The sequence below is a fragment of the Burkholderia sp. Ac-20345 genome, assembly GCF_017104825.1.
Classification (GTDB): domain Bacteria; phylum Pseudomonadota; class Gammaproteobacteria; order Burkholderiales; family Burkholderiaceae; genus Burkholderia; species Burkholderia lata_B.
The window spans coordinates 91,970-110,197 of record NZ_JAAGPO010000010.1; the positions used below are offsets into that span (position 1 = coordinate 91,970).

Annotated in this window: 16 protein-coding genes and 1 tRNA gene; 3 read left to right on the forward strand and 14 right to left on the reverse strand. The window is 56.6% G+C overall.

Annotated elements, in window-relative coordinates; translation table 11 throughout:
• Positions 1 to 59 precede the first annotated feature (59 nt).
• The 7 genes from G3O06_RS07235 to G3O06_RS07265 form a co-directional block, all read right to left on the reverse strand.
• Positions 60 to 686 carry a hypothetical protein gene (locus G3O06_RS07235; RefSeq protein WP_205815561.1) on the reverse strand — a complete coding sequence of 209 codons (627 nt, stop codon included), beginning with the start codon at positions 684 to 686 and terminating at the stop codon, positions 60 to 62.
• Positions 687 to 1,117: 431 nt separating this feature from the next.
• On the reverse strand, positions 1,118 to 1,621 hold the full coding sequence (locus G3O06_RS07240) for a hypothetical protein (protein WP_205815562.1): 504 nt from the start codon (positions 1,619 to 1,621) through the stop codon (positions 1,118 to 1,120).
• A gap of 720 nt (positions 1,622 to 2,341) precedes the next feature.
• The gene (locus G3O06_RS07245) at positions 2,342 to 3,295 is read right to left on the reverse strand and encodes a hypothetical protein (protein WP_205815563.1); all 954 of its coding nucleotides are present in this window, start codon (positions 3,293 to 3,295) and stop codon (positions 2,342 to 2,344) included.
• Positions 3,296 to 3,559: 264 nt separating this feature from the next.
• Positions 3,560 to 4,705, reverse strand: coding sequence for an XRE family transcriptional regulator (locus G3O06_RS07250; protein ID WP_205815564.1), 1,146 nt, complete (start codon positions 4,703 to 4,705; stop codon positions 3,560 to 3,562).
• Complete coding sequence (locus G3O06_RS07255) at positions 4,702 to 5,298, reverse strand: hypothetical protein (RefSeq protein ID WP_205815565.1); 597 nt, start codon at positions 5,296 to 5,298, stop codon at positions 4,702 to 4,704. The genes G3O06_RS07250 and G3O06_RS07255 overlap by 4 nt, the downstream gene beginning before the upstream one ends.
• A 570-nt stretch (positions 5,299 to 5,868) precedes the next feature.
• Positions 5,869 to 6,438, reverse strand: a complete 570-nt coding sequence (locus tag G3O06_RS07260; protein ID WP_241019570.1) for a hypothetical protein — start codon at positions 6,436 to 6,438, stop codon at positions 5,869 to 5,871.
• Between the two features lie 40 nt (positions 6,439 to 6,478).
• On the reverse strand, positions 6,479 to 7,132 hold the full coding sequence (locus G3O06_RS07265; RefSeq protein ID WP_205815567.1) for a hypothetical protein: 654 nt from the start codon (positions 7,130 to 7,132) through the stop codon (positions 6,479 to 6,481).
• A gap of 598 nt (positions 7,133 to 7,730) precedes the next feature.
• Here G3O06_RS07265 and G3O06_RS07270 point away from each other — a divergent pair.
• Positions 7,731 to 7,964 carry a hypothetical protein gene (locus G3O06_RS07270; RefSeq protein WP_205815568.1) on the forward strand — a complete coding sequence of 78 codons (234 nt, stop codon included), beginning with the start codon at positions 7,731 to 7,733 and terminating at the stop codon, positions 7,962 to 7,964.
• Positions 7,965 to 8,039: 75 nt separating this feature from the next.
• Here G3O06_RS07270 and G3O06_RS07275 read toward each other — a convergent pair whose 3' ends face one another.
• On the reverse strand, positions 8,040 to 8,354 hold the full coding sequence (locus G3O06_RS07275; protein WP_205815569.1) for a hypothetical protein: 315 nt from the start codon (positions 8,352 to 8,354) through the stop codon (positions 8,040 to 8,042).
• Positions 8,355 to 8,755: 401 nt separating this feature from the next.
• Here G3O06_RS07275 and G3O06_RS07280 point away from each other — a divergent pair, with 401 nt between their 5' ends.
• A complete protein-coding gene (locus G3O06_RS07280) occupies positions 8,756 to 10,204 on the forward strand; it encodes a PIN domain-containing protein (RefSeq protein ID WP_205815570.1) in 1,449 nt (482 codons plus the stop codon).
• Here the strand turns inward: G3O06_RS07280 and G3O06_RS07285 are convergent.
• Positions 10,187 to 11,425: an inovirus-type Gp2 protein gene (locus G3O06_RS07285; protein ID WP_205815571.1), complete on the reverse strand. Its 1,239-nt coding sequence runs from the start codon at positions 11,423 to 11,425 to the stop codon at positions 10,187 to 10,189. The genes G3O06_RS07280 and G3O06_RS07285 overlap by 18 nt on opposite strands.
• A 615-nt stretch (positions 11,426 to 12,040) precedes the next feature.
• Here G3O06_RS07285 and G3O06_RS07290 point away from each other — a divergent pair.
• Positions 12,041 to 12,376: an H-NS histone family protein gene (locus tag G3O06_RS07290; RefSeq protein WP_205815572.1), complete on the forward strand. Its 336-nt coding sequence runs from the start codon at positions 12,041 to 12,043 to the stop codon at positions 12,374 to 12,376.
• 392 nt (positions 12,377 to 12,768) lie between these two features.
• On the opposite strand, the gene G3O06_RS07295 is transcribed toward G3O06_RS07290, so the two are convergent.
• The 5 genes from G3O06_RS07295 to tilS form a co-directional block, all read right to left on the reverse strand.
• Positions 12,769 to 14,604 carry a YfjI family protein gene (locus G3O06_RS07295; RefSeq protein ID WP_205815573.1) on the reverse strand — a complete coding sequence of 612 codons (1,836 nt, stop codon included), beginning with the start codon at positions 14,602 to 14,604 and terminating at the stop codon, positions 12,769 to 12,771.
• A gap of 192 nt (positions 14,605 to 14,796) precedes the next feature.
• Positions 14,797 to 15,894 carry an AlpA family phage regulatory protein gene (locus tag G3O06_RS07300; RefSeq protein ID WP_205815574.1) on the reverse strand — a complete coding sequence of 366 codons (1,098 nt, stop codon included), beginning with the start codon at positions 15,892 to 15,894 and terminating at the stop codon, positions 14,797 to 14,799.
• A 309-nt stretch (positions 15,895 to 16,203) separates the two neighbouring features.
• Positions 16,204 to 16,297: transfer RNA gene (locus G3O06_RS07305), tRNA-Ser, on the reverse strand.
• Between the two features lie 110 nt (positions 16,298 to 16,407).
• The gene (locus tag G3O06_RS07310) at positions 16,408 to 17,661 is read right to left on the reverse strand and encodes an aspartate kinase (protein ID WP_174918723.1); all 1,254 of its coding nucleotides are present in this window, start codon (positions 17,659 to 17,661) and stop codon (positions 16,408 to 16,410) included.
• A 342-nt stretch (positions 17,662 to 18,003) separates the two neighbouring features.
• Positions 18,004 to 18,228, reverse strand: a 225-nt coding sequence (gene tilS, locus G3O06_RS07315; RefSeq protein ID WP_205815575.1) for a tRNA lysidine(34) synthetase TilS, incomplete at its 5' end; no start/stop codon positions are given.

Consider the following 18,228-nt stretch of genomic DNA (forward strand, 5'->3'; position numbering starts at 1 on the left):
GTCGATCTCATCTCACGTCAAGACGGGATCGCCGGCCGCTCCCATTCCCATTGAGGACGTCAGGAAGCAGGCGGGTGGTGTCCATACCGTTCGGCGAGTTTGCGTTGTGACGACGTAAGCGCTGGCCACAATACATGCACACGGCTCTCCTCCATCTCGCGGAGCTGAGACTTAAACCTGTCGTGCTTGAGGTCGATCTTGAAGAACGATGGATTATGGTCGATACGATGCCGATTTAATCTCCACAGAACCACAAAGGCCTGCTTGGGAGACAGGTACTTATGCACCTTGAAGTACTGGAGCGCGTTTGAGAGGATTTCGTTTTCTTCTGCGATAGCCACCGCCTCGAGTGCCCGAATGCAAGCGTCTTGTCGCATCTGCTCCATGATGCGGTTGATCTTTTTCTTAGCATCCTCGGGTGAAAGAATGCGGCCGTTCTCGAAAACAGACAGTCCAAATTTCAAGATACACTGCGACCCGACCCAAAGGGTATTGCCAGTCAGGCTGTTCCGGATTTCGAACTGGTAGCGCAGCGACTCCTGCCCGCACAGTTCGCATGTTTCTCGAGGTGTCTCGTGGTCGACGACCGACTCGGTCACAGTCCACTCCTCGAAGGCTTTCGGGAGCGTGTCTCCAATGGAAAGCGGCAAAATGTTGTCTCGTACACGCTGGCTGTAGTGTTGCATGTTGGTCCCCGGAACGATATTCAAACTGGCCACAACCCGCCCGTCCAGATCGTGCTAGATGCAAATACTGGCCCGCATACCAATCGCAATCAAGGCGGGCATCGGCGAGTTGCAGTCCTTTCGGCAACCACGACCACCCGTGCTCAAAAATCAACCTTGCCGGAAGCGGCACGCGGCGTTCGAACTGCATCGTCTACCTAGCGGACCCGATGGCTGTCCTGCGATGTACAAAGCGAAGCAAGTCTGTACCTTCATGCACCACCACGGACTTGAGATCGCGCAGCAACTCCAGTAGTTTTTCGGTCACGCCGAGCCAGCGCGCGACCAGCAAGATCGTGTGATAGACTCGCGCAGATCCGCCGCTCCGGCGGTGCAACGCTGCACCCGCCTGCGACGTAAAACCATCATCGCGCGGAAGGCTCCCCGCCGTTCTATTGACCGAGCGGCATAATCCAGCCTCCCGAACCATCGAATCTCGCTCGCACGTGCTCTCGACTCGTAGATAAAATTTCCTCTAGCACGTCGCCATCACCATCGATCGCCGATCGCACTACTTTGCGCTCCAATCCGACGAACAACGGCCGAAGATTCAGCCGCACGAGCGTGCGCTCATCGGACAGAGACAGTCTTCGTTCTGCTATTGGGCCCTGACGCGTCACCACACCCCCGATGAGATCGTCAACCCAATTGGCCCTCTGCTCGGCACCGACGCCCCAAACGGTTGCAGTATCCAACGCCTGGTGTGCCTCCGCGAGCAGTTGGCGCTCCGACCGTCTTGCGACAGCAAGGTTCAACAAAGCATTCGCTAGCTCAACATGTCCAAGGGAGCGTAACAAGGCTGCGGCATGCCGACGTAATAGACCAACAAACATAGCGCGCTCATTCTCCGGTGAAAGAGACAGGCCCGGCTCCTCCGGATCATGTACAAAAATCATCGGATCTCTCGCTCCGCCATTCGCAGCTCCCCAACGAGTAGCTATCGCGATCCGCTTGATTGTCGCAGGTCGTCCGTGGCACACAACGTTCACTCGCCCCGTTTGAATCCATGCACGCCCGAGCGCTTTCCCGGGCCCCGGGCGATCATGGCAGCCCTTGGCTTCCGCCACCGTTAAATTCGATAGTCTGGAAGTGCAGGCAACCCAATCCGGGAGATCTCCGCGCGCTCTTCTTGAGATGCTTATCCTCCGCCGAGAGTTCAAGGCGATATTTCGCTGCCCGAGGTGAGCAAATATCGATAGCCCCATGTATCTCTCGAGATAAGCCCGAGCAACAAAGCGCCCGAATAGCCCCGACAATGCGACTTTAACTTCCCGAGCTTGCCCAAGCGGTTCGCGAAACACAAACGGAGTTCCGGGACCGGTCGGCTCGAGGAGTGCATCAATAAATGACCAACATGCCAGGGCGGGACCTGGAGACTGCAAAATCTCACGCACACCCGCATCTTCAATCTCTGTCACGGACAGACTAACGTCTGGGGTACCAACGGGGTCAGCCGCGAGAGGAAAAAACGAATGTTGGAAAGTGCGCTGCATGGTCAAAGGCCCTGATGTTATTGATCCTGCTTGTGACCGGACGAATGCGTAGCGGAACGACAATGCCTATGTAGCCGGCATTATATCGGTTGCGAGGTTACATTTTCGTCGCCCGACCCTCATCTATTTCTTGGTTCGAGGGACCTGAGCAACTTGGGCCTTCAGAGATAGCGTCAGATTCAACTTATGCTTCGTAAAGTCCGAAAACCGATATTTCCCTGGCTCGCTCGCCGGTCCGCGTTTTCCAGCCTTCGCCTTCCACAAACCGAGTACTACAACCTCCGAGTCTTCCTCGATACCTTCAAACCAGTCTGTATTGTCGGTCCAGATGCTGGGTTCGACACTGATTCCATGCATCGCATCCGCTGCCTCGTCGACATACTTCGGGATGTGGAGGTTGATTACATTCGTCAGTCGCCCTTCAATTATCGGGCTTCGCTTCGATTTGACGACTCCATGCAGCGCAATCGGATGTTTGACGGTCTGGAGGGATACCGCACGGAACGCCTCCATGTATCGCTCTGCTTCGAAGTAGAACGATGACCACGGCACGACCGTGTTGCCTTCGAACACGAGTTCGAGATACCTGGCGATGCTTTCGTCATCGTCGCAGGCTGCGCGAAGCGCGAGCACCTTCTTCGCCGAATTAATGTACGCTGATAAGTTTCCCGACTTACGCTTGTAAACCGTTCCTCCCGGCCGCGTCGTCCCGCCGCCTCTTGGAGATTCCGGCTTGCGTGCCGTCCCGAGGGCTTCCGCAATCATCATCAGCCGCAAACGGTACTTGCCGTCGCGCAAACTTTCAATCAAACCATCCGACGGCGTTACGAGCTTCTTCACATTGTGCTCGACTGCGTGCGGACAGTTATCGGCATGCTCGCCATCTTTCAATAACCGAAAATAAGCGGGTACCTGGACACTCTTATTGTGTCGCTCGCAAGTATAGGCAGTCTGGTGCGTAACTGCGGTGGGGCAATGTGCGCACCGCAGTGGCTCGACGCCCTTTCCTTTTGAATAGCCTTCTGCCCGCCATTCTTCACCCCGCGCATCAAGCGCCGTTGCCATTTTGATGCCCACCGATCCTCCCGATCGAATTACACGACCATCCAACCAATGTACTCCATTACAGCTCGGCGCCAACGAGTTCGCCTAATCTGGGCTTAGAGCGACGCGTTGACGCCCGGTTCCCGGCTCACGGAACACCACATATCTACGGAGACGATCTGTCGTAGTCAGAACGGAAAACGGCCAGTTCCGCCGCACTGGCCGCCAGATAAACCGTCACGGTGCACCCTGACCGTTGAAAGCCAGGACTGGCGCGAGCATATAGCGACAAGCCTATTAAGAACGCCTTGCGCTCTTTGCCGCGCCGCTTCGCGCGCGACGCTCCATGGACATCGAGACGACGTTATCGGTCGGTGCCGCATACGCCCCCGTATCAAAACGCGCCGACAGCAGTTCGTCTAGCAACGACGTCTGCACCTTCATCTCCTGAGCCAATGCCATCCGAGAAATACCAAACGCCTCGCGCAGGACTTGAATGCCGTCCGTGATCAAGTCGGCCGACTCAAGGGGCATGTCTTTATCCTCGAACTCGGATCGCGCTTCCCCTCGCCGTGTCAGGCCGATCACGCCACTTCGATATTGCTCGTCTGTAAACACACCGAGCTGCCGTCCACGATAGAGAATCGCAGCCTTCGAGACTCCCCAACGGAGCTTAATATCGGCAAGCACGGTCCAATTCAGACGCGAACCCCGCATTGCTGTTTTACATTCAGCCGCAAAATACCGACGAGGCATCATAAAGGCACTGGCAAACCGATTCGCCTGGGATTCAGTTACCTTATCCCCCGTCTGGATACCGATATGCAAGCAGAAGTGACCGATCTCGTGCGCGATCCCAAAACGGGCGCGGCACGACGAGCGCCCCTCAGAGTTCATCGCAATAACCGGACGCCGCGTCGCAAATGAGATCGCGTCAATCTCGGGAGCCAGCCCATTGATCGGCATCACAACAGCGCCGGCATTCTCCGCAATGCGCGTCATGTTCTGGATAGGGCCAAGGCCCAATCCCCAATGCTCACGTGCGCGTTCTGCTACCTGCTCTATCGCCTCCGCGGATGAGGCATCGCCTTCCTCAAAGTCATACCGAGGCAACTCCAAGTGCTCATCCATCACGTTGATCATCCGCTTCAGGAATTCCCCTCTTGCGCGGGCGATCTGGTGAAGTGCTACCTTGGTCGTCAGTTGTTTTCGGAAGTGGCATTGCTCATCGGCGATCGGCATCGGGTCCGGCTCAACGAAGAATTCAGGCAAGACTGCAAGTTGGTCGCAGAGCTTTGACACAAGCGCCGCCGTCGGTACATCGCCCCCCGACTCCAGACGACTCAAAAACTGCTTGGAACAACCGATGTGCTCGCCCAGCTCTTGTTGCGACAAACCATGGAATAGCCGCGCGACCCGCAGGTTCGATCCAATAAAAGTCATGGTGCGTCAGAAGTTCCAGTCTTGTCAGAGTCGATCCGCTTGGGACCGACCGGTGCCTTACCAATGTCCTTCGCCGGCGGGGTGTTAGCAGAAACCGCGTGAAGTGCCTTAGTACCGTCCGACGTCCAGCGACACTTCGCCCCCCCCGTCATGTCCTCGCCAACGAACACGACTCGCGGATCGTCTGCTTCTGCATAACCACCGTCAAGAATGAAGCAGAACTTGCACGGCACGCCGCTTTCCACCTCATCGAAAAAAGACTGCTGGATCGGCGTCGCATCAAGAACTGCCGGCTTAGTCGGATTCACCGGATCGTCCGTCGCAAACCGGCACGGAATACCCTCGATCGTGAAAACTAGGTCATTGCCGGCATGCAGCAGTTGAAGCCAGTCGTATTGCCCCGACAGGGCAACCGACTTGAGCCTGTTCTTCTGACGGGCGAAGCGCGTGGTGCCCCGAGAGTAGCCGTCGTCATACTCGCTCTGGAGGTCGGTTAGCGTCGTGAAATGCTCATCGATCAGGATGTTTGCGATGATTTCGAGACGGTCGCCGCGAAGCGCGGCGTGAAAAACTTCCGGAAGCGGCAGATTCATCAGTGCGGGACCTTGTAAATATGCAAACTCTGGAAAACGTCAACCGGATTTTTGTGCAAATTCCGGAATTCGTCAACTGAAATTTGCATCACCGGAGCAGCGCCGCCCTGCCCGGCCGCCAAGTGCATGTTGAGCAAATCCTGGCTAGGAACGCGGTGCTTCATACGGGCAACGAGGATGTCCCTGCTCTGCTTATCTCGATGGCCCGCAACTCACGGGGCGCCGGCCGCGCCGGAGTGCGCGCCTTGCCTAAGCGTCACGTCTAGTTGGTCCGACCGGATCGCCTAGGTTGCCAGCGCACTCGAGAAACTTGAAGGTCGACGCTAGGTGCGCGTCAGACGACCCGCCATAACAGCTCCGTGGATCTCCTTGACCAGCAGACACAGCAGAACTACCGACCGCGTGGTTTGCAATGATCTCGTCGTCCTCGGCAAGGGCAAGACGTGAGTTGCAGCAGGCGGCCCTTCGACGACGACCACACCTACGAAACCTAGGATCAGATGCAGCTGCGCCTCGATCGTGGCGAGCCTATGTGCGATCGTCGAAGTCGCGGGATTAGTACAATGCGGCTCACGAATTGTCGTTGAGAGCAGCGATGAACTCATGAACCGCATCACGGCTCAGCCACGCCTGAATCTGGTGATGCTTGATTGGACCATGGTGATCGATGGTGAATCGAAGCAGGCGTGCGCAGTATTCGATTGCGAACGAATGATTTGATTTTGTGACTTCGCGGAAAGTATTGCAGTCGTCGGTCCCAGCAACCTTCCTCGTAAACGTGCGCAATGAAGCATCGAAGTTCATTGAATCGCCTGACACCTGAAACGCACCGGCTTCCATTGTGCATGGCTTATCGGAGCCGGGATTAGTTGTATCCCTGCCAGCGTCCCATTTCCATGAGCTTTCGAAGCCAGCAAGCACGCGCAAGACCTCTAGCATCACCGCTTTCCGGTATTCGAGATTCTCCGGCGGGTACGGTCCGAGTTGGGCTTCGACATCCGAGTAGATTTCGTAAATTGGTTTTGGCTGAAATATGACTGGATCGGCCGTCTTCCCCCAAGTTACCAGTTCCTCGAGAAAGCTGTAAGGCGCAGAACCTCTGTCGAGGACCGGCCTTCTGCACGCGACAAAATGTGACATCACAAGTCTCCTTATCCGCGAAACATCAGATCCGACAGGATCATTTGGTGCCGCCCTGCACCTGGGTTGACGGCGATTGGATGGCGTAGCTGACACAGGCCACTGCGGCCTTCTGCAGGGCCGCAATACGTGCGTCCTCGTCGTTCTTCGGGTCGAAATACGCGGTCATGGCCTCTTCGAACCTCGTCCGTATCTGCTCCCTGGTCTTCACCACGTCCTGGGCAGATAACCCTTGCTGGCTCAGGATGTTTTGAGCCGAATTTGCCGCACCAGATAGCCCGCCCCATGCAGCGATGGCGACCTTATGCGCTGCCGCACTTGCAGCCAAGGCCGGCACAATGACGGCCCCCGCTACCGTGCCTACCATGGCAATCCCGAATGACGTCCACTTCAGGTTGCTGGCCTGATTCTCGTAACCCGCAAAAACCTTGTTGCACGCGGCAAGGGTGTCGGCAAAGTCTTGTGCCAACGCCTGATCTACCTTCATCTTGAGATCGCTCTTTTTCGATTCGGACGACTCGGCTGTAATAAACGCCTCAACTCCCCCCGTCACGCCTTCTGTTCGTAACACGGCACGTGTTGATGGGATGCCACCCTCTCCAAGCACACTTCCTTTTCCAAGATCGACTGGAACACTGCACGCTTGCAAAGAAGAAATCCCGATCAAAAGTACGACGGTCTTTACTTTATTCATTGTGGTCTCCGTCTGCATCAGCCCAAACGCTTTGCGCCGAGCCAGCCCTTTGCTTTAGCTGTTTTGAACAAGGCAAATGGTTGACAGAATCCCCGCGTCGCCGATGCCCGCTTGATTCTATCGCCCTTCAAAAATCCAATGTCAATAGACTCGCACTTACTCTCGCAAGTACGGCGACCGGCGAAGCCGTCCATACGTCTTCCCACCCGAAAGGTCGCCCAGGAATTCACGCTGCCTGATCACGGAACTGTTATGCGACCATCGACCTGGCGATACGCCGCATCGCAAATCAGGTAGATCCTTCAGGCGACTAGGCGGTCGCCAATCCAGTGTTGTTCGGTCGCACAACGCTTCATCTGGATCGCCTTCATTAAGAACCGCGGCGGCCAGTTCACCTTACGGAGACGCAACGCTCTGCAAGCACGTATCCGGCGCCGGACGACGACCAGCTTCAGCACCGTCGGCGTTTCGTCACCGATATGTTGGCAAGACGATAGGCATTAATAGGTTGGCGTCGGTCACCCGCCGGTCTATCATCATGACGTAGTGTTGTCGAGTTATGCTGGCTTGCTGAGCTGGTGACAACGGAGAGACTGCTATGCATGCCGATCCCGTGGGATACAAGACATCGACCATCATGCCGCTGGCTGCGGTCTCGATGCCCGGCTATGCTGCAACCGCACTGGTTACACACAAGGGCGGGAAGCAGGAAGCCTTCGGCGTTCTCGGCTATTTCGCATCGGAGAAAGCCGCCTGCCAGTTTGCGGTCGAATATGCAAAAGCACGCATCGACGGCCGTCGATGCCCGAAACCGCCGTTCTCCCTGCGCTGAATTCTGGCCCAGTGCATTGCCGATCGGATCGGCATGGTCATGGCTCTCGCGACTGCGCAGGACTTCGCGACTTATTCAGTCCGATGGCCGACGACGTCGACTGAGAGCAATGAGTGGCGGTCCCAGGTGCTCCATGATCTGGCCAATGTACCGCTCCTGTACCCTCGGCTCAGTAGCCGGCATCCGGGTGAGCTGTTCAATCTGGGTATCGACCTCGCGTAAGACAGTCTGCCGATCCGAGTGCGTCACGCACAGCCCCTCCAGGACCATTTGATAGGCGTCGAGACGCAGCATCAGCCTATACACGTCCTCAGAGGCAATTTCCAACTCGTCGCTCAATGAAATCACGAGGCGCCGGAGATCGGCAATTTCGTCCGAGTCGTTGTTCATTAGACTCACCTTTCGCGGGAAGGTATACGGTGCCGGTCATCTTCCCATCGGGGAGCACATGGGCCAACCTAGTTGTTCTTGGAGGGTGTGCTACCGTTGGATTGCGTGTGGTACGCCAATATGCCCGCGGATGGCAGACGCATTAAGCACATCAGTTGATCGGCCTTTTATATTCGCTCGACACGCGAGGCACTCGTCTACATTTCCTGAACACCAATCGTGGTCGATAGCATGCCAGTCGGCGGCGACAATACCAGCGTGCCGGCATCGAATCTCGCTGTTTCGGCGGACGGCCCTTCTCCGGTTGGAAACTGCCGTTCCGAGCGCTACCTAATGCGAGGCGTCAGAAAAGCGCTATCCTGTCGCTCCAAAGCCAAGATAGCCGAACACCTGCGCGCATCATGCACATCTTTGTACCGGACACGAACTTTTTCCTGCAGTGTCTTGATTACCATACGCTCGACTGGTCGATGGTTACAGCGGACCCCGATGTGACTATCGCCGTCCCGCGCGCCGTCCAACGTGAAATCGACAACCACAAGGATGGTGGCAATGCCCGCAGGGCGTCGAGAGCCCGCAAGGCTTGGGCACTTTTTGCTCAGGTGATCGACTCCGACGACAACCGAATCACCACTACCGTCCGGAATTTCAACGTCAGCATTGAACTTCTCATGCCGAGAATCAAGGCGGAGGATTTTCCGGAACTGGACCTGCAGAATTCGGACGATCAGATCGTCGCGGAAGCGTTGTGGGTGAAACGCCGCCAGTCCAGCGTTCAGGTAACGTTCCTCTCTGATGACACGGCGGCGCTCACGACGGCTAAGTCGGAGCAGCTTCCCTTCAAGCGTCTGCCAGCCCAATGGAAGTTGGCGCCGGAAAAGGACGAGCGCGACAAGACGATCGAGGAGTTGCGCAAAACAGTCTCGCGTCTGTCCAGCCAACACCCCGAACTTACTTTTTCCTTACCCGATATTCCGGACCACCGGATCGCGGCGACAGTCACGCTGTTTCCGGCGCTAACTAATGCCGAAGTTGAAACCCTGATGGGTGAGATCCGCGCACAGTTCCCGATGGAGAGCGACTTTTCTCAGGAGCCGCCAACGAATCCTCACGATAAGTTTTCCAGCCTTGCAAGATACGTCAGTCGTCTTCAAGAATGGAAGTCGGCAAGCGCGCAGGAGATCGACCACTACCAGAAGAATGCCTACCCGCAGTGGTTACGGCAGATCAGATCCGAGCTCGAGAACGTACATCACCGGTTGAACGGTGGCTTGTTCTCGACCGCGACGCTCGTAATCGGGAATGCCGGGCAGCAGCCGGCGAAGAATCTACTCGTAACGTTGCAGGCTGAAGGCGCGATCGCCTTCGGCGTCCCCGTGAACAGTGACGATCTCGACGATGAGGATGAAGAGAAACCGCTGTTCACCGCGCCGCCGACTGCGCCGGCTGGCGCGTATGTGAACATCGCTGATCGCTTTATGGCGCTCCACGCTATGTCTGGCACCTTTGCACCCAACCTCGAACGCCACTTTCCTGCCCTGACAGACGGCTGGGCACGACAACGTCACGATCCGAACAGCCTTTACTGGAAACCCCAACGCCCTACAGAAGAAGCCACGGAATGGATACTGGAATGCGACGAATTCCGGCATCAATACGAACCACATGCCCTGGAGATAACCTTCCGGCCCGACTCTGCTGTCGAAGGCACTGTCACCGGCGCCATTCGCTGCCTCGCGCACGCCTCCAACTTACCAGAGCGCGTTGAGTTGATCATTCCCGTGCGCGTTCACCTCGAGCACGGCGTCACATTCAGGCGAGTTCGAGAAGAGCTATTTCGCATGTCGTGAGTTATCGACAATACGCCACGATTCTGCCTTGCTGCGCTTTCTCCCCGTTCTTCTTGCCACTATCTTCGGCGGATGGCTCGTCCAGAACGAGCGATGCCCCTCAGGCTTCACCATTCCGATATAGAAATCTGGCTTCGTCACGTACGGCACAACTTTCGCCTCGAGAATTCGTAACTTCTCATCGGAGTACCGCACCGAACCAATGCCGCACTCCTTGTAGCTAGCCTTGTTGCAGTTGTACGCTCCGCCCTTGCTATTCGTGATCGTATTTTTCCAGTAATCGCAGATCATCTCCGTGATTGAAATGTCCTCGGCGACGACATCTCCATTGAGGATCACGATGACATGGAAGTGATACGTCTTGTCCAAGCCGTACTCCAGTTTGATTGCGAAACCCATGCCCTTGCATGCACCAGGACGCAACCTCTTTTTCAGTTCCTGCTTGAGAAAGCGCCTGAGTTCGGCTCGATGACGCCTCACGTCATCGTAGGTGATCGCCATCGCTCCCGAGAGCTCTGAGTCGCAATAGTACTGCGCATACCCTAAGTCAAACCGCAATATCGATAGATGGTGGTTCACATTCAAGCAAGCGAGGATCAGCGACCACAACGTATCCTTGTTTTCATTGGGCTGCCTCTCGAATGCCTTCTTCCAGCTGCGAAAGGCTTCGCTATTAGCTTCTCGACGAATCTCCGCCACGATCCCGTTCAGACTCTCGACGAACAAGGTCAACGTCTCGTCCAACCAGAAATTCTGGTCACGGTAGCACAGCCACCGTTCTCTGGCGAAAACGTTAAGTGGTGCTGCGCCGCTCTCGAGCTTGATCTCGCGCGTCATCGCACTTCGGAACACATCAAAGTACCGATTGTGCTTCCCGATAACGGGATACTCGTCCATCACACGATCCAGATCCATTTTCAAACACTTCAACAAGCACTCGCCGAGTTTACTCGGCTTGATACTCAACGTATTCGGCCGAGCCTCTGGATTCGCCCTCACCGGAACCAAATGGAACAGCTGACGCTCGCTGCGCATCACCCTCTTCACGCACTGCGTGATGTAGTCAACGTCACCGGCAATACCTCCCTCACACAGTCCGTAGGCGGACTCGACCTTGTCTCCTTTCAGATCGAAGCGGAGAGTCTGATACGGCTTGATTGTCTGATCTTCGTTCTCAAGCTGGTGGGGGTCAAAACCATTGAGTTCGATCTCGATGTTCATTCTTTGTCCTGAATCGTTAGGTAACCGCGGTGTCGTCGATTCATGCGATCGACTCAATCCGAATCGTTGAGAGGGCAGCCTATCTACCGCAAGCGCGCCACTCCTCCCTAGCATTCAGGACACCAGTAAAAAACACCTCAACTTGACACAAAGAGAAGATTTCATCTGATCGGTTGCTTACTGCTGTCCTCCGATGATGAGGTTGGAATGTAAAGTCAGCATCGACCTCGAGAGTAGTCAGTAGGTGCGGATATAGTGATATGCTAACTCGCCACCTCTTCGGAAGGATGTGTAGACGCCAACTCGTCTGCTATCTTTAGGAACGATATAACAACGTACTAATCCGGAATTCATTGACAGAAGAAGCATTGATACGCCGACAAGTCACACGTCAAAGAACCCAGTCAACACGAGCTTTCGTTTCTTCTACGGCAAGACGAGTTAGCGTATTGGACTATCGATCACCGAATCTCTCACAGTCCACAAACACTCTCGGCCAATGCCCACGGACGTCCTCCCGTGGCCTTATCAGTGGCTGGCCAAACACACCGATACGACTTCATGAGACAATCCCAGCTTGCCTAATTTCAACATTCCAAACGGGGAGAAATGTCCATGTCGGAAAGCTTCGAAGCGCTATTGCAGCAAGCTGACGAACTCATCAAGAGAGCGCACGAGATCCGTGCGGAAGAGAAGCCTGCCGCCATTGAGCGAATCAAAGCCGAGATCGCCAAGTACGAACTGACTGCCGAAGACCTGGGCTTAGGCCCCTCTACGGGGAACAGGAAGGAGAAGACCACAACGGCCACGACAAAGGGAACGGCAGGCAAGCCCAAATACCGCAATCCCGAAGATGGCCAAACCTGGAGTGGTCATGGCAAACGGCCTCGCTGGTACATGGAGGGCCTGAATTCAGGGAAAACTCAGGATGACTTCCTGATCAAGGAATAAGCTCGAACATGAGGGGAATGGTTGAATAGGTATTCCCATTCCCCGTTTTCACTTCGCCCGAGCATTGAGCGTATTGGGCATTCCTTGAAGAATCACCCTGACAGGCACCAGCATCCGCTGGACTTGATCCTGTCCGACTGCCCCCCGTTCGACTTCGTGAAATTCCTCAGCGAGGTGCGCCATCACGCTGCCCCGAGCTACGTCGCAGCATACACAAGAAACAATTCTCCTACATCGAACATATATACATCGCCTTTTTCACCTTTTAGGGCGAAAAAGGCGAGGTTTTATTTATCACGGTCATATCTTTTAATTTTGGAGCCCGCACATATAGGTGCCATACCGTCGGCGCACCAGGCACCGAACTACGCGATCATGCGTCCCCTCCTAGATCAGTCACGAAGATCAAAACGAAACTTGTATTGCTCCCGCGGGTCTTTCCAGTGCTCCAAAGGGTCATATCGGATTTCAATCGACTTCGGCTCAAGATTTGGAGGGTTTCGGACCATTCCCACTTGCCTGACTTCCCTCTCCCTGATCGAGATGTTGCCTTTGCTCGCCAGCCAGCGCACCACCTGGTCAAACTTCTCCGTCTTCTTCAGGCCGTAACGAGAACAGTTGGTGCGAAGGTCCTGATAGGGAACCCGGCAATTTGGGTGATCCAGCCCTCCTCCCAAAGGCTCCAGAAGCTGTCCACCGTTTTTCCCGTCCAGCATCTGTTTCAATCGCTTGAGAACATAGCGCGCCATCTCGCGCATTGCCACTTCGGGATTGAACACTCTTTTGAATTCCCTCAAATACCACTCCACCACCCTAATGGCCGAAGTAACTGTCGCCTCTGGTATTTCTCTTTCGGCGGCATCGTCGCTTCCGTTCTCGCCGTCCAGCTTCCCGTGCTCAAAGAAATGAAATAGCGCGGCAAGTCGCGCGACGTGCTCGGCATATCGGTTTACGAACTCCCGCTCGTAGACCAGTATCCCGTCATCTGCTGTCGCCCTCTCCATTTCGTTGAAATCCCTTTCCCACGCCTGTTGCGCCGTTTGTGAGAAATAGAGCGTCTTCCGCCCCTGCGCGCGCAGAGCTATGTCGGAATGGCCATGAGACAGGAGTACACGGACCCGGCTGTTGAACAACTCGGTCCAGTCGGTCAATCTCGGCACCGAAGTGTCGATTATCCTTTTTCCGTATGGTGTGTCCGGCCTCGATAGTAGGACGCGAGACATGAAGCCGATCCCCTTCGCCAGTTCACCCTTACGCTCGAGGAAGCGGTCAAATACGATCGGCTGCACCATCAGCGACATCGTGAGACGCGGATCTTCGACAAAGAAGCTTTCCCGGGCGGTACGCCCGACAACATCGATCGCCTTGCCCTCCCAAAGCTTGTCGAGACTCGACATATCTGATTCGCCACGGGCATTCAAGATACCGGCGGCTTCATCTGAAAACAGACCGGCGGATGGCCAATTCTCAGCCAGGCTTTGCTCCAGCTGACGAATCGGAATTTTGGAATAGAGCACTCGCTGCAGGCGAGGTTCACGGTATTCAGACTCTTCCCGGCTGAGCTCTGCAAGCCTGCGCTCGACTTCTTCGAGTTCTGCCTTGGCGGCCTCGACTGTTTTGCCGTCATCTTTCGGCCCGCGAATGGTCAGTGTGCGTATCTGCCGCCGCCATGCGCGGGAATCCTTCTCCAGTTCCGCGATAGTTCGCCGCCGCTCCTTCGACAGATACGTCCCCTCTTCAATTCGTGCAGAGTATTCGGCCCGTTTCCCCCTGTCGTAGACTTCGATGGCGGATGTTACGGTGCCGTCTGCCCGCGACTTTCGCGCCCCGGTATCTGTAACAGTCAACATATAGAGCGAGCACACCGAATTCTCGCCAATGCCACGATCTATCCAGATCAGGTCCTGACATGAGAGAGATACGGCCGATATGACGGCCTGCACGGCAATCGGTACAGCAACCTTATCGTTCCTGCAAATCTCGATAACGGCACCTCGAATAGTCTCCGGCAGTACCTGCCATGGAAACGGCTCATCTTCGGGTTCGAATTCGGGAAACTTAGGCCTGCTCCGGCGCTCAGCCTGCTCTTGCCTGCTCACCGCTGCCGGAGAAGAAGCACTATCCACCAGTTCCACGTCGTCCAGTTCACTTGCAACCGCCGAGGTAGGCGGTGCAGATTCAGCAGTGTCGTCTTCGTTATATTCGGAGCTACCGTTTTCGTTATTCATGTGCTATCAGAATCGGCGCGAGCTGTGTATGAACAGCAGCGCTTGAAAGTCGATGATCAACTATTGCAGCCGGCGCTATTATTGCTCGACATGTCTTACCCGATCGCGTCCAGCGGCCAAGCGATTCGGCAGCCTGACCGCTTTCACGCCGCAATAGCGACCGTTGTTCGAGCGCGCTTTTGAGAAGGCCCTTCAATTTTCACCTGGAGCGCTCGCGGCTTGCGCAGTCACCCATGCACAGACCTGTTCTTCGTCCCACCCCACCGCACCGTTCTCGCTCGTGCTTAGAGAGAAGCATCGGGGGAAGGTCGGGTCGTAATACCTCGACCGTGAGTCCATGCGGTTGTATATCGAGCTGCGCCCAAGTCCAGTTAGCTCGATCACGCGCGGCAAGCGGGCAACCTTGCTGACCTTCTTTTTCTCAATGCCAGGGTCAATCTTTGACAACACGGCTACATCGACTTGAGTACCCTTTGAGTTCGGGGCATTCGCTTTGACATCGCCAACGGAACCTTCAGCCGCAGCCCGCGGCGGCGCCATAGATTGCTCTAATATCGGCGCTCGAGCCTCAAACGGCATAGTCGCCGGAGCCAGCGTACGCTCGGGCTCCCTCGATTGCTCATTGCGCTCAGTATCAACGCTTACATCACCGTCGTCAGGAACAAGGCCGCAACGGTTCAAATAGGAAATCGCAGATTCCCTTGGAATGAAACTGCCCGGCACCAGTGACGCCACTGGCGCATGTACAGCATCGACCGCCCTGAGCTGACCGCGCGCAAACTCGTCGCGTAAGATCTGTTGATGGCGATTCTGAATCTCCTTCTGCTCCTTCCTGTAGCGCTCGATATCTGCGGCCGTCACCAGAATGGGTTCCCACAAAGGCCGCTCCTTCAAGTCGAACCAGGCATCGAGAAACGCCGCCTTTTCGTCGTCCGAGATCGGATACCGCAGGGGCGGCAGGCCGCGCAGAATCTCTCGCAGTGCACGCCGATCGTCCACACTAAGCGCATACGGCGTCGGTAGCTCAACCAGTTGATGCGACGAGGCCGGCTCAAGAGGCAACTCGAGCGCATGCATTTGATGCGCATCGGGCCGATCCGGGAGCAGTTGACCCAGTGTGCGTCCGCCGTCGGACGCGAGTACCGGCTGGAATTCGGCCGGGGTCGACCACTCCTCGTTGTCTGCTGGCAGCACCATCCAACCATGATGCTTCACTAGCTTGCCAACGATGCACTCGACACCTTGGTAGTGTCCCTCACTCGTCGGACAAACAGCCTCGGCGATGGCCATGCAGAAGCTCCAATACTCGATGAGCGGACCGGATGGAAGTTTGACGCGACCTTGCACTTGGACCCCGTTGGATTGCTCTCGTAAGTTCTGCAAGTATAACGGGGCGGGAATGTTCCCACGCCCTCCCCGAGCCAAACTGGCCGCACACACGCCTATAGCAAGTTCGAAAACGAAATCCTGCCCTTCATGGCTTGAGGAATGGGCTCGGTCGGCAGCGGGCAAGCCAATGCCCAATGATGGGCCTGCTGATGGGCTGAAAAACAAAAAGCCCCGTAAGTCCTTGAACTTACGGGGCTTTCTCACCGCTTTTGGCGGAGACGGAGGGATTCGAACCCTCGATCCAGGTTTTGGCCCAGATGCTCCCTTAGCAGGGGAGTGCCTTCGACCTCTCGGCCACGTCTCCCAAACTTTCGCTCGCACCAGGGAGGCAGTGCGACGAGAACGAAATAATATAGGGTTTCGAACCGCACGTCAATTTCCGTGATGCATTTTCTTCAATGCATCACGAAAAATTCACGATGCCTGGTCGAGTTCGAATGCCTTGTGCAGCGCGCGGACGGCCAGCTCCATGTATTTCTCGTCGATCAGCACCGAAATCTTGATTTCGGACGTCGAGATCATCTGGATGTTGATGCCCTCTTCCGACAGCGTGCGGAACATCTTGCTCGCGACGCCCACGTGCGAACGCATGCCGACGCCGACGACCGACACCTTCGACACCTTCGGGTCGCCCTGCACCTGCTCGGCGTTCACGTGACCCTTCACCTGGTTGGTGAGGATGTCCATCGCCTTCTGGTAATCGCCACGGCCGACCGTGAACGTGAAGTCGGTTTTGCCCTGGACGCTCTGGTTCTGGATGATCATGTCGACGTCGACGTTCGCATCCGCGACCGGGCCGAGGATCTGATACGCGATGCCCGGCTTGTCGGGCACGCCCATCACAGCAATGCGTGCTTCGTCGCGCTGGAACGCGATGCCGGAAATGACTGCCTTTTCCATGGTCTCGTCTTCTTCAAAAGTAATCAGGGTGCCCGAGCGCATTTCTTCGTCGAGCGCAATCAGCGGATCGGTCAGGCTCGACAGCACGCGCGTCTTCACCTGGTATTTGCCGGCGAATTCGACCGAGCGGATCTGCAGGACCTTCGAGCCGAGGCTGGCCATTTCCAGCATTTCCTCGAACGTCACGCGATCGAGGCGTCGCGCCTCTTCGACGACGCGCGGATCGGTCGTGTAGACGCCGTCGACGTCCGTATAAATCAGGCACTCTTCGGCATCCAGCGCAGCCGCGACCGCCACCGCCGACGTATCCGAGCCGCCGCGGCCCAGCGTCGTGATGTGACCGTCCGGATCGACGCCCTGGAAGCCCGTGATGATCACGACCTTGCCGCCATTCAGATCGGCCTTCACGCGCTCGTCGTCGATCGAGTGAATGCGCGCTTTCGTGAACGCGCTGTCGGTCTTGATCGGCACTTGCCAGCCCGCGTAGCTCACGGCCTCGACGCCGATTTCCTGCAGCGCGATCGACAGCAGGCCGACGCTGACCTGCTCGCCGGTCGACGCGATCATGTCGAGCTCGCGCGGGCTCGGCTGGCTCGAAATCTCTTTCGCAAGACCGAGCAGACGGTTGGTTTCGCCGGACATCGCCGAAGGCACGACCACCATCTGGTGCCCGGCCTGATGCCATTTTGCGACGCGTTTCGCGACGTTCTTGATGCGCTCGACCGAGCCCATCGAAGTGCCGCCGTATTTGTGTACGATGAGTGCCATTGTCGTTCTGAACTGGAGGAGAAACCGCACGGGCGCGCTGGGCAGGCCGCGTAGCCGTTCGGTCACGCGGCTTGTGGCTGTGGACGGACGACGAGGGGGACGGCTGGGACGCAACACGCAAGCGTGACGGATTTTGCCCGGAAGGCCGATCAGGCCGCGCAAACCGGGTACGTCACGCGGAAAACCTGCACAAATCGCTCAAAAATCGAGCCGAGCAAACGACCGAGCGTACCCGATAGAGGCCCGCTTGACAAGCCGCTCGCCGCGTCCAGGGCCGTTCCGGCGCTGTTTACCAAATGGTGAAAATACGCGCGCCATCGCGCCGCCGGCGGCCTGCCGCCGTCATGCGATCAGCAGGTCCGGACGCCACTCGATCCGGCGCCACCCGCCGTCGCCGGAGGCCCCGTTACCGGACAGGCCGGCATCGCGGTTCGCGCCAAGGCGCGGCACGTAGATCAGCAAGTCGCCGGCGAACAGCAGCGGCACGTCGCGCTGCCAGGCGGGCACGCCGCGCTCCTGGAACAAGTTCTTCAGCGTACGGCCCGGGCCGTACGCTGAAGAACTTGT

Coding starts and splice junctions, on each gene's coding strand:
- G3O06_RS07235 (WP_205815561.1), bottom strand. CDS start 686: ATGCAACACTACAGCCAGCGTGTACGAGACAACATTTTGCCGCTTTCC.
- G3O06_RS07240 (WP_205815562.1), bottom strand. CDS start 1,621: ATGATTTTTGTACATGATCCGGAGGAGCCGGGCCTGTCTCTTTCACCG.
- G3O06_RS07250 (WP_205815564.1), bottom strand. CDS start 4,705: ATGACTTTTATTGGATCGAACCTGCGGGTCGCGCGGCTATTCCATGGT.
- G3O06_RS07255 (WP_205815565.1), bottom strand. CDS start 5,298: ATGAATCTGCCGCTTCCGGAAGTTTTTCACGCCGCGCTTCGCGGCGAC.
- G3O06_RS07260 (WP_241019570.1), bottom strand. CDS start 6,438: ATGTCACATTTTGTCGCGTGCAGAAGGCCGGTCCTCGACAGAGGTTCT.
- G3O06_RS07265 (WP_205815567.1), bottom strand. CDS start 7,132: ATGAATAAAGTAAAGACCGTCGTACTTTTGATCGGGATTTCTTCTTTG.
- G3O06_RS07270 (WP_205815568.1), top strand. CDS start 7,731: ATGCATGCCGATCCCGTGGGATACAAGACATCGACCATCATGCCGCTG.
- G3O06_RS07275 (WP_205815569.1), bottom strand. CDS start 8,354: ATGAACAACGACTCGGACGAAATTGCCGATCTCCGGCGCCTCGTGATT.
- G3O06_RS07280 (WP_205815570.1), top strand. CDS start 8,756: ATGCACATCTTTGTACCGGACACGAACTTTTTCCTGCAGTGTCTTGAT.
- G3O06_RS07285 (WP_205815571.1), bottom strand. CDS start 11,425: ATGAACATCGAGATCGAACTCAATGGTTTTGACCCCCACCAGCTTGAG.
- G3O06_RS07290 (WP_205815572.1), top strand. CDS start 12,041: ATGTCGGAAAGCTTCGAAGCGCTATTGCAGCAAGCTGACGAACTCATC.
- G3O06_RS07295 (WP_205815573.1), bottom strand. CDS start 14,604: ATGAATAACGAAAACGGTAGCTCCGAATATAACGAAGACGACACTGCT.
- G3O06_RS07300 (WP_205815574.1), bottom strand. CDS start 15,894: ATGGCCATCGCCGAGGCTGTTTGTCCGACGAGTGAGGGACACTACCAA.
- G3O06_RS07310 (WP_174918723.1), bottom strand. CDS start 17,661: ATGGCACTCATCGTACACAAATACGGCGGCACTTCGATGGGCTCGGTC.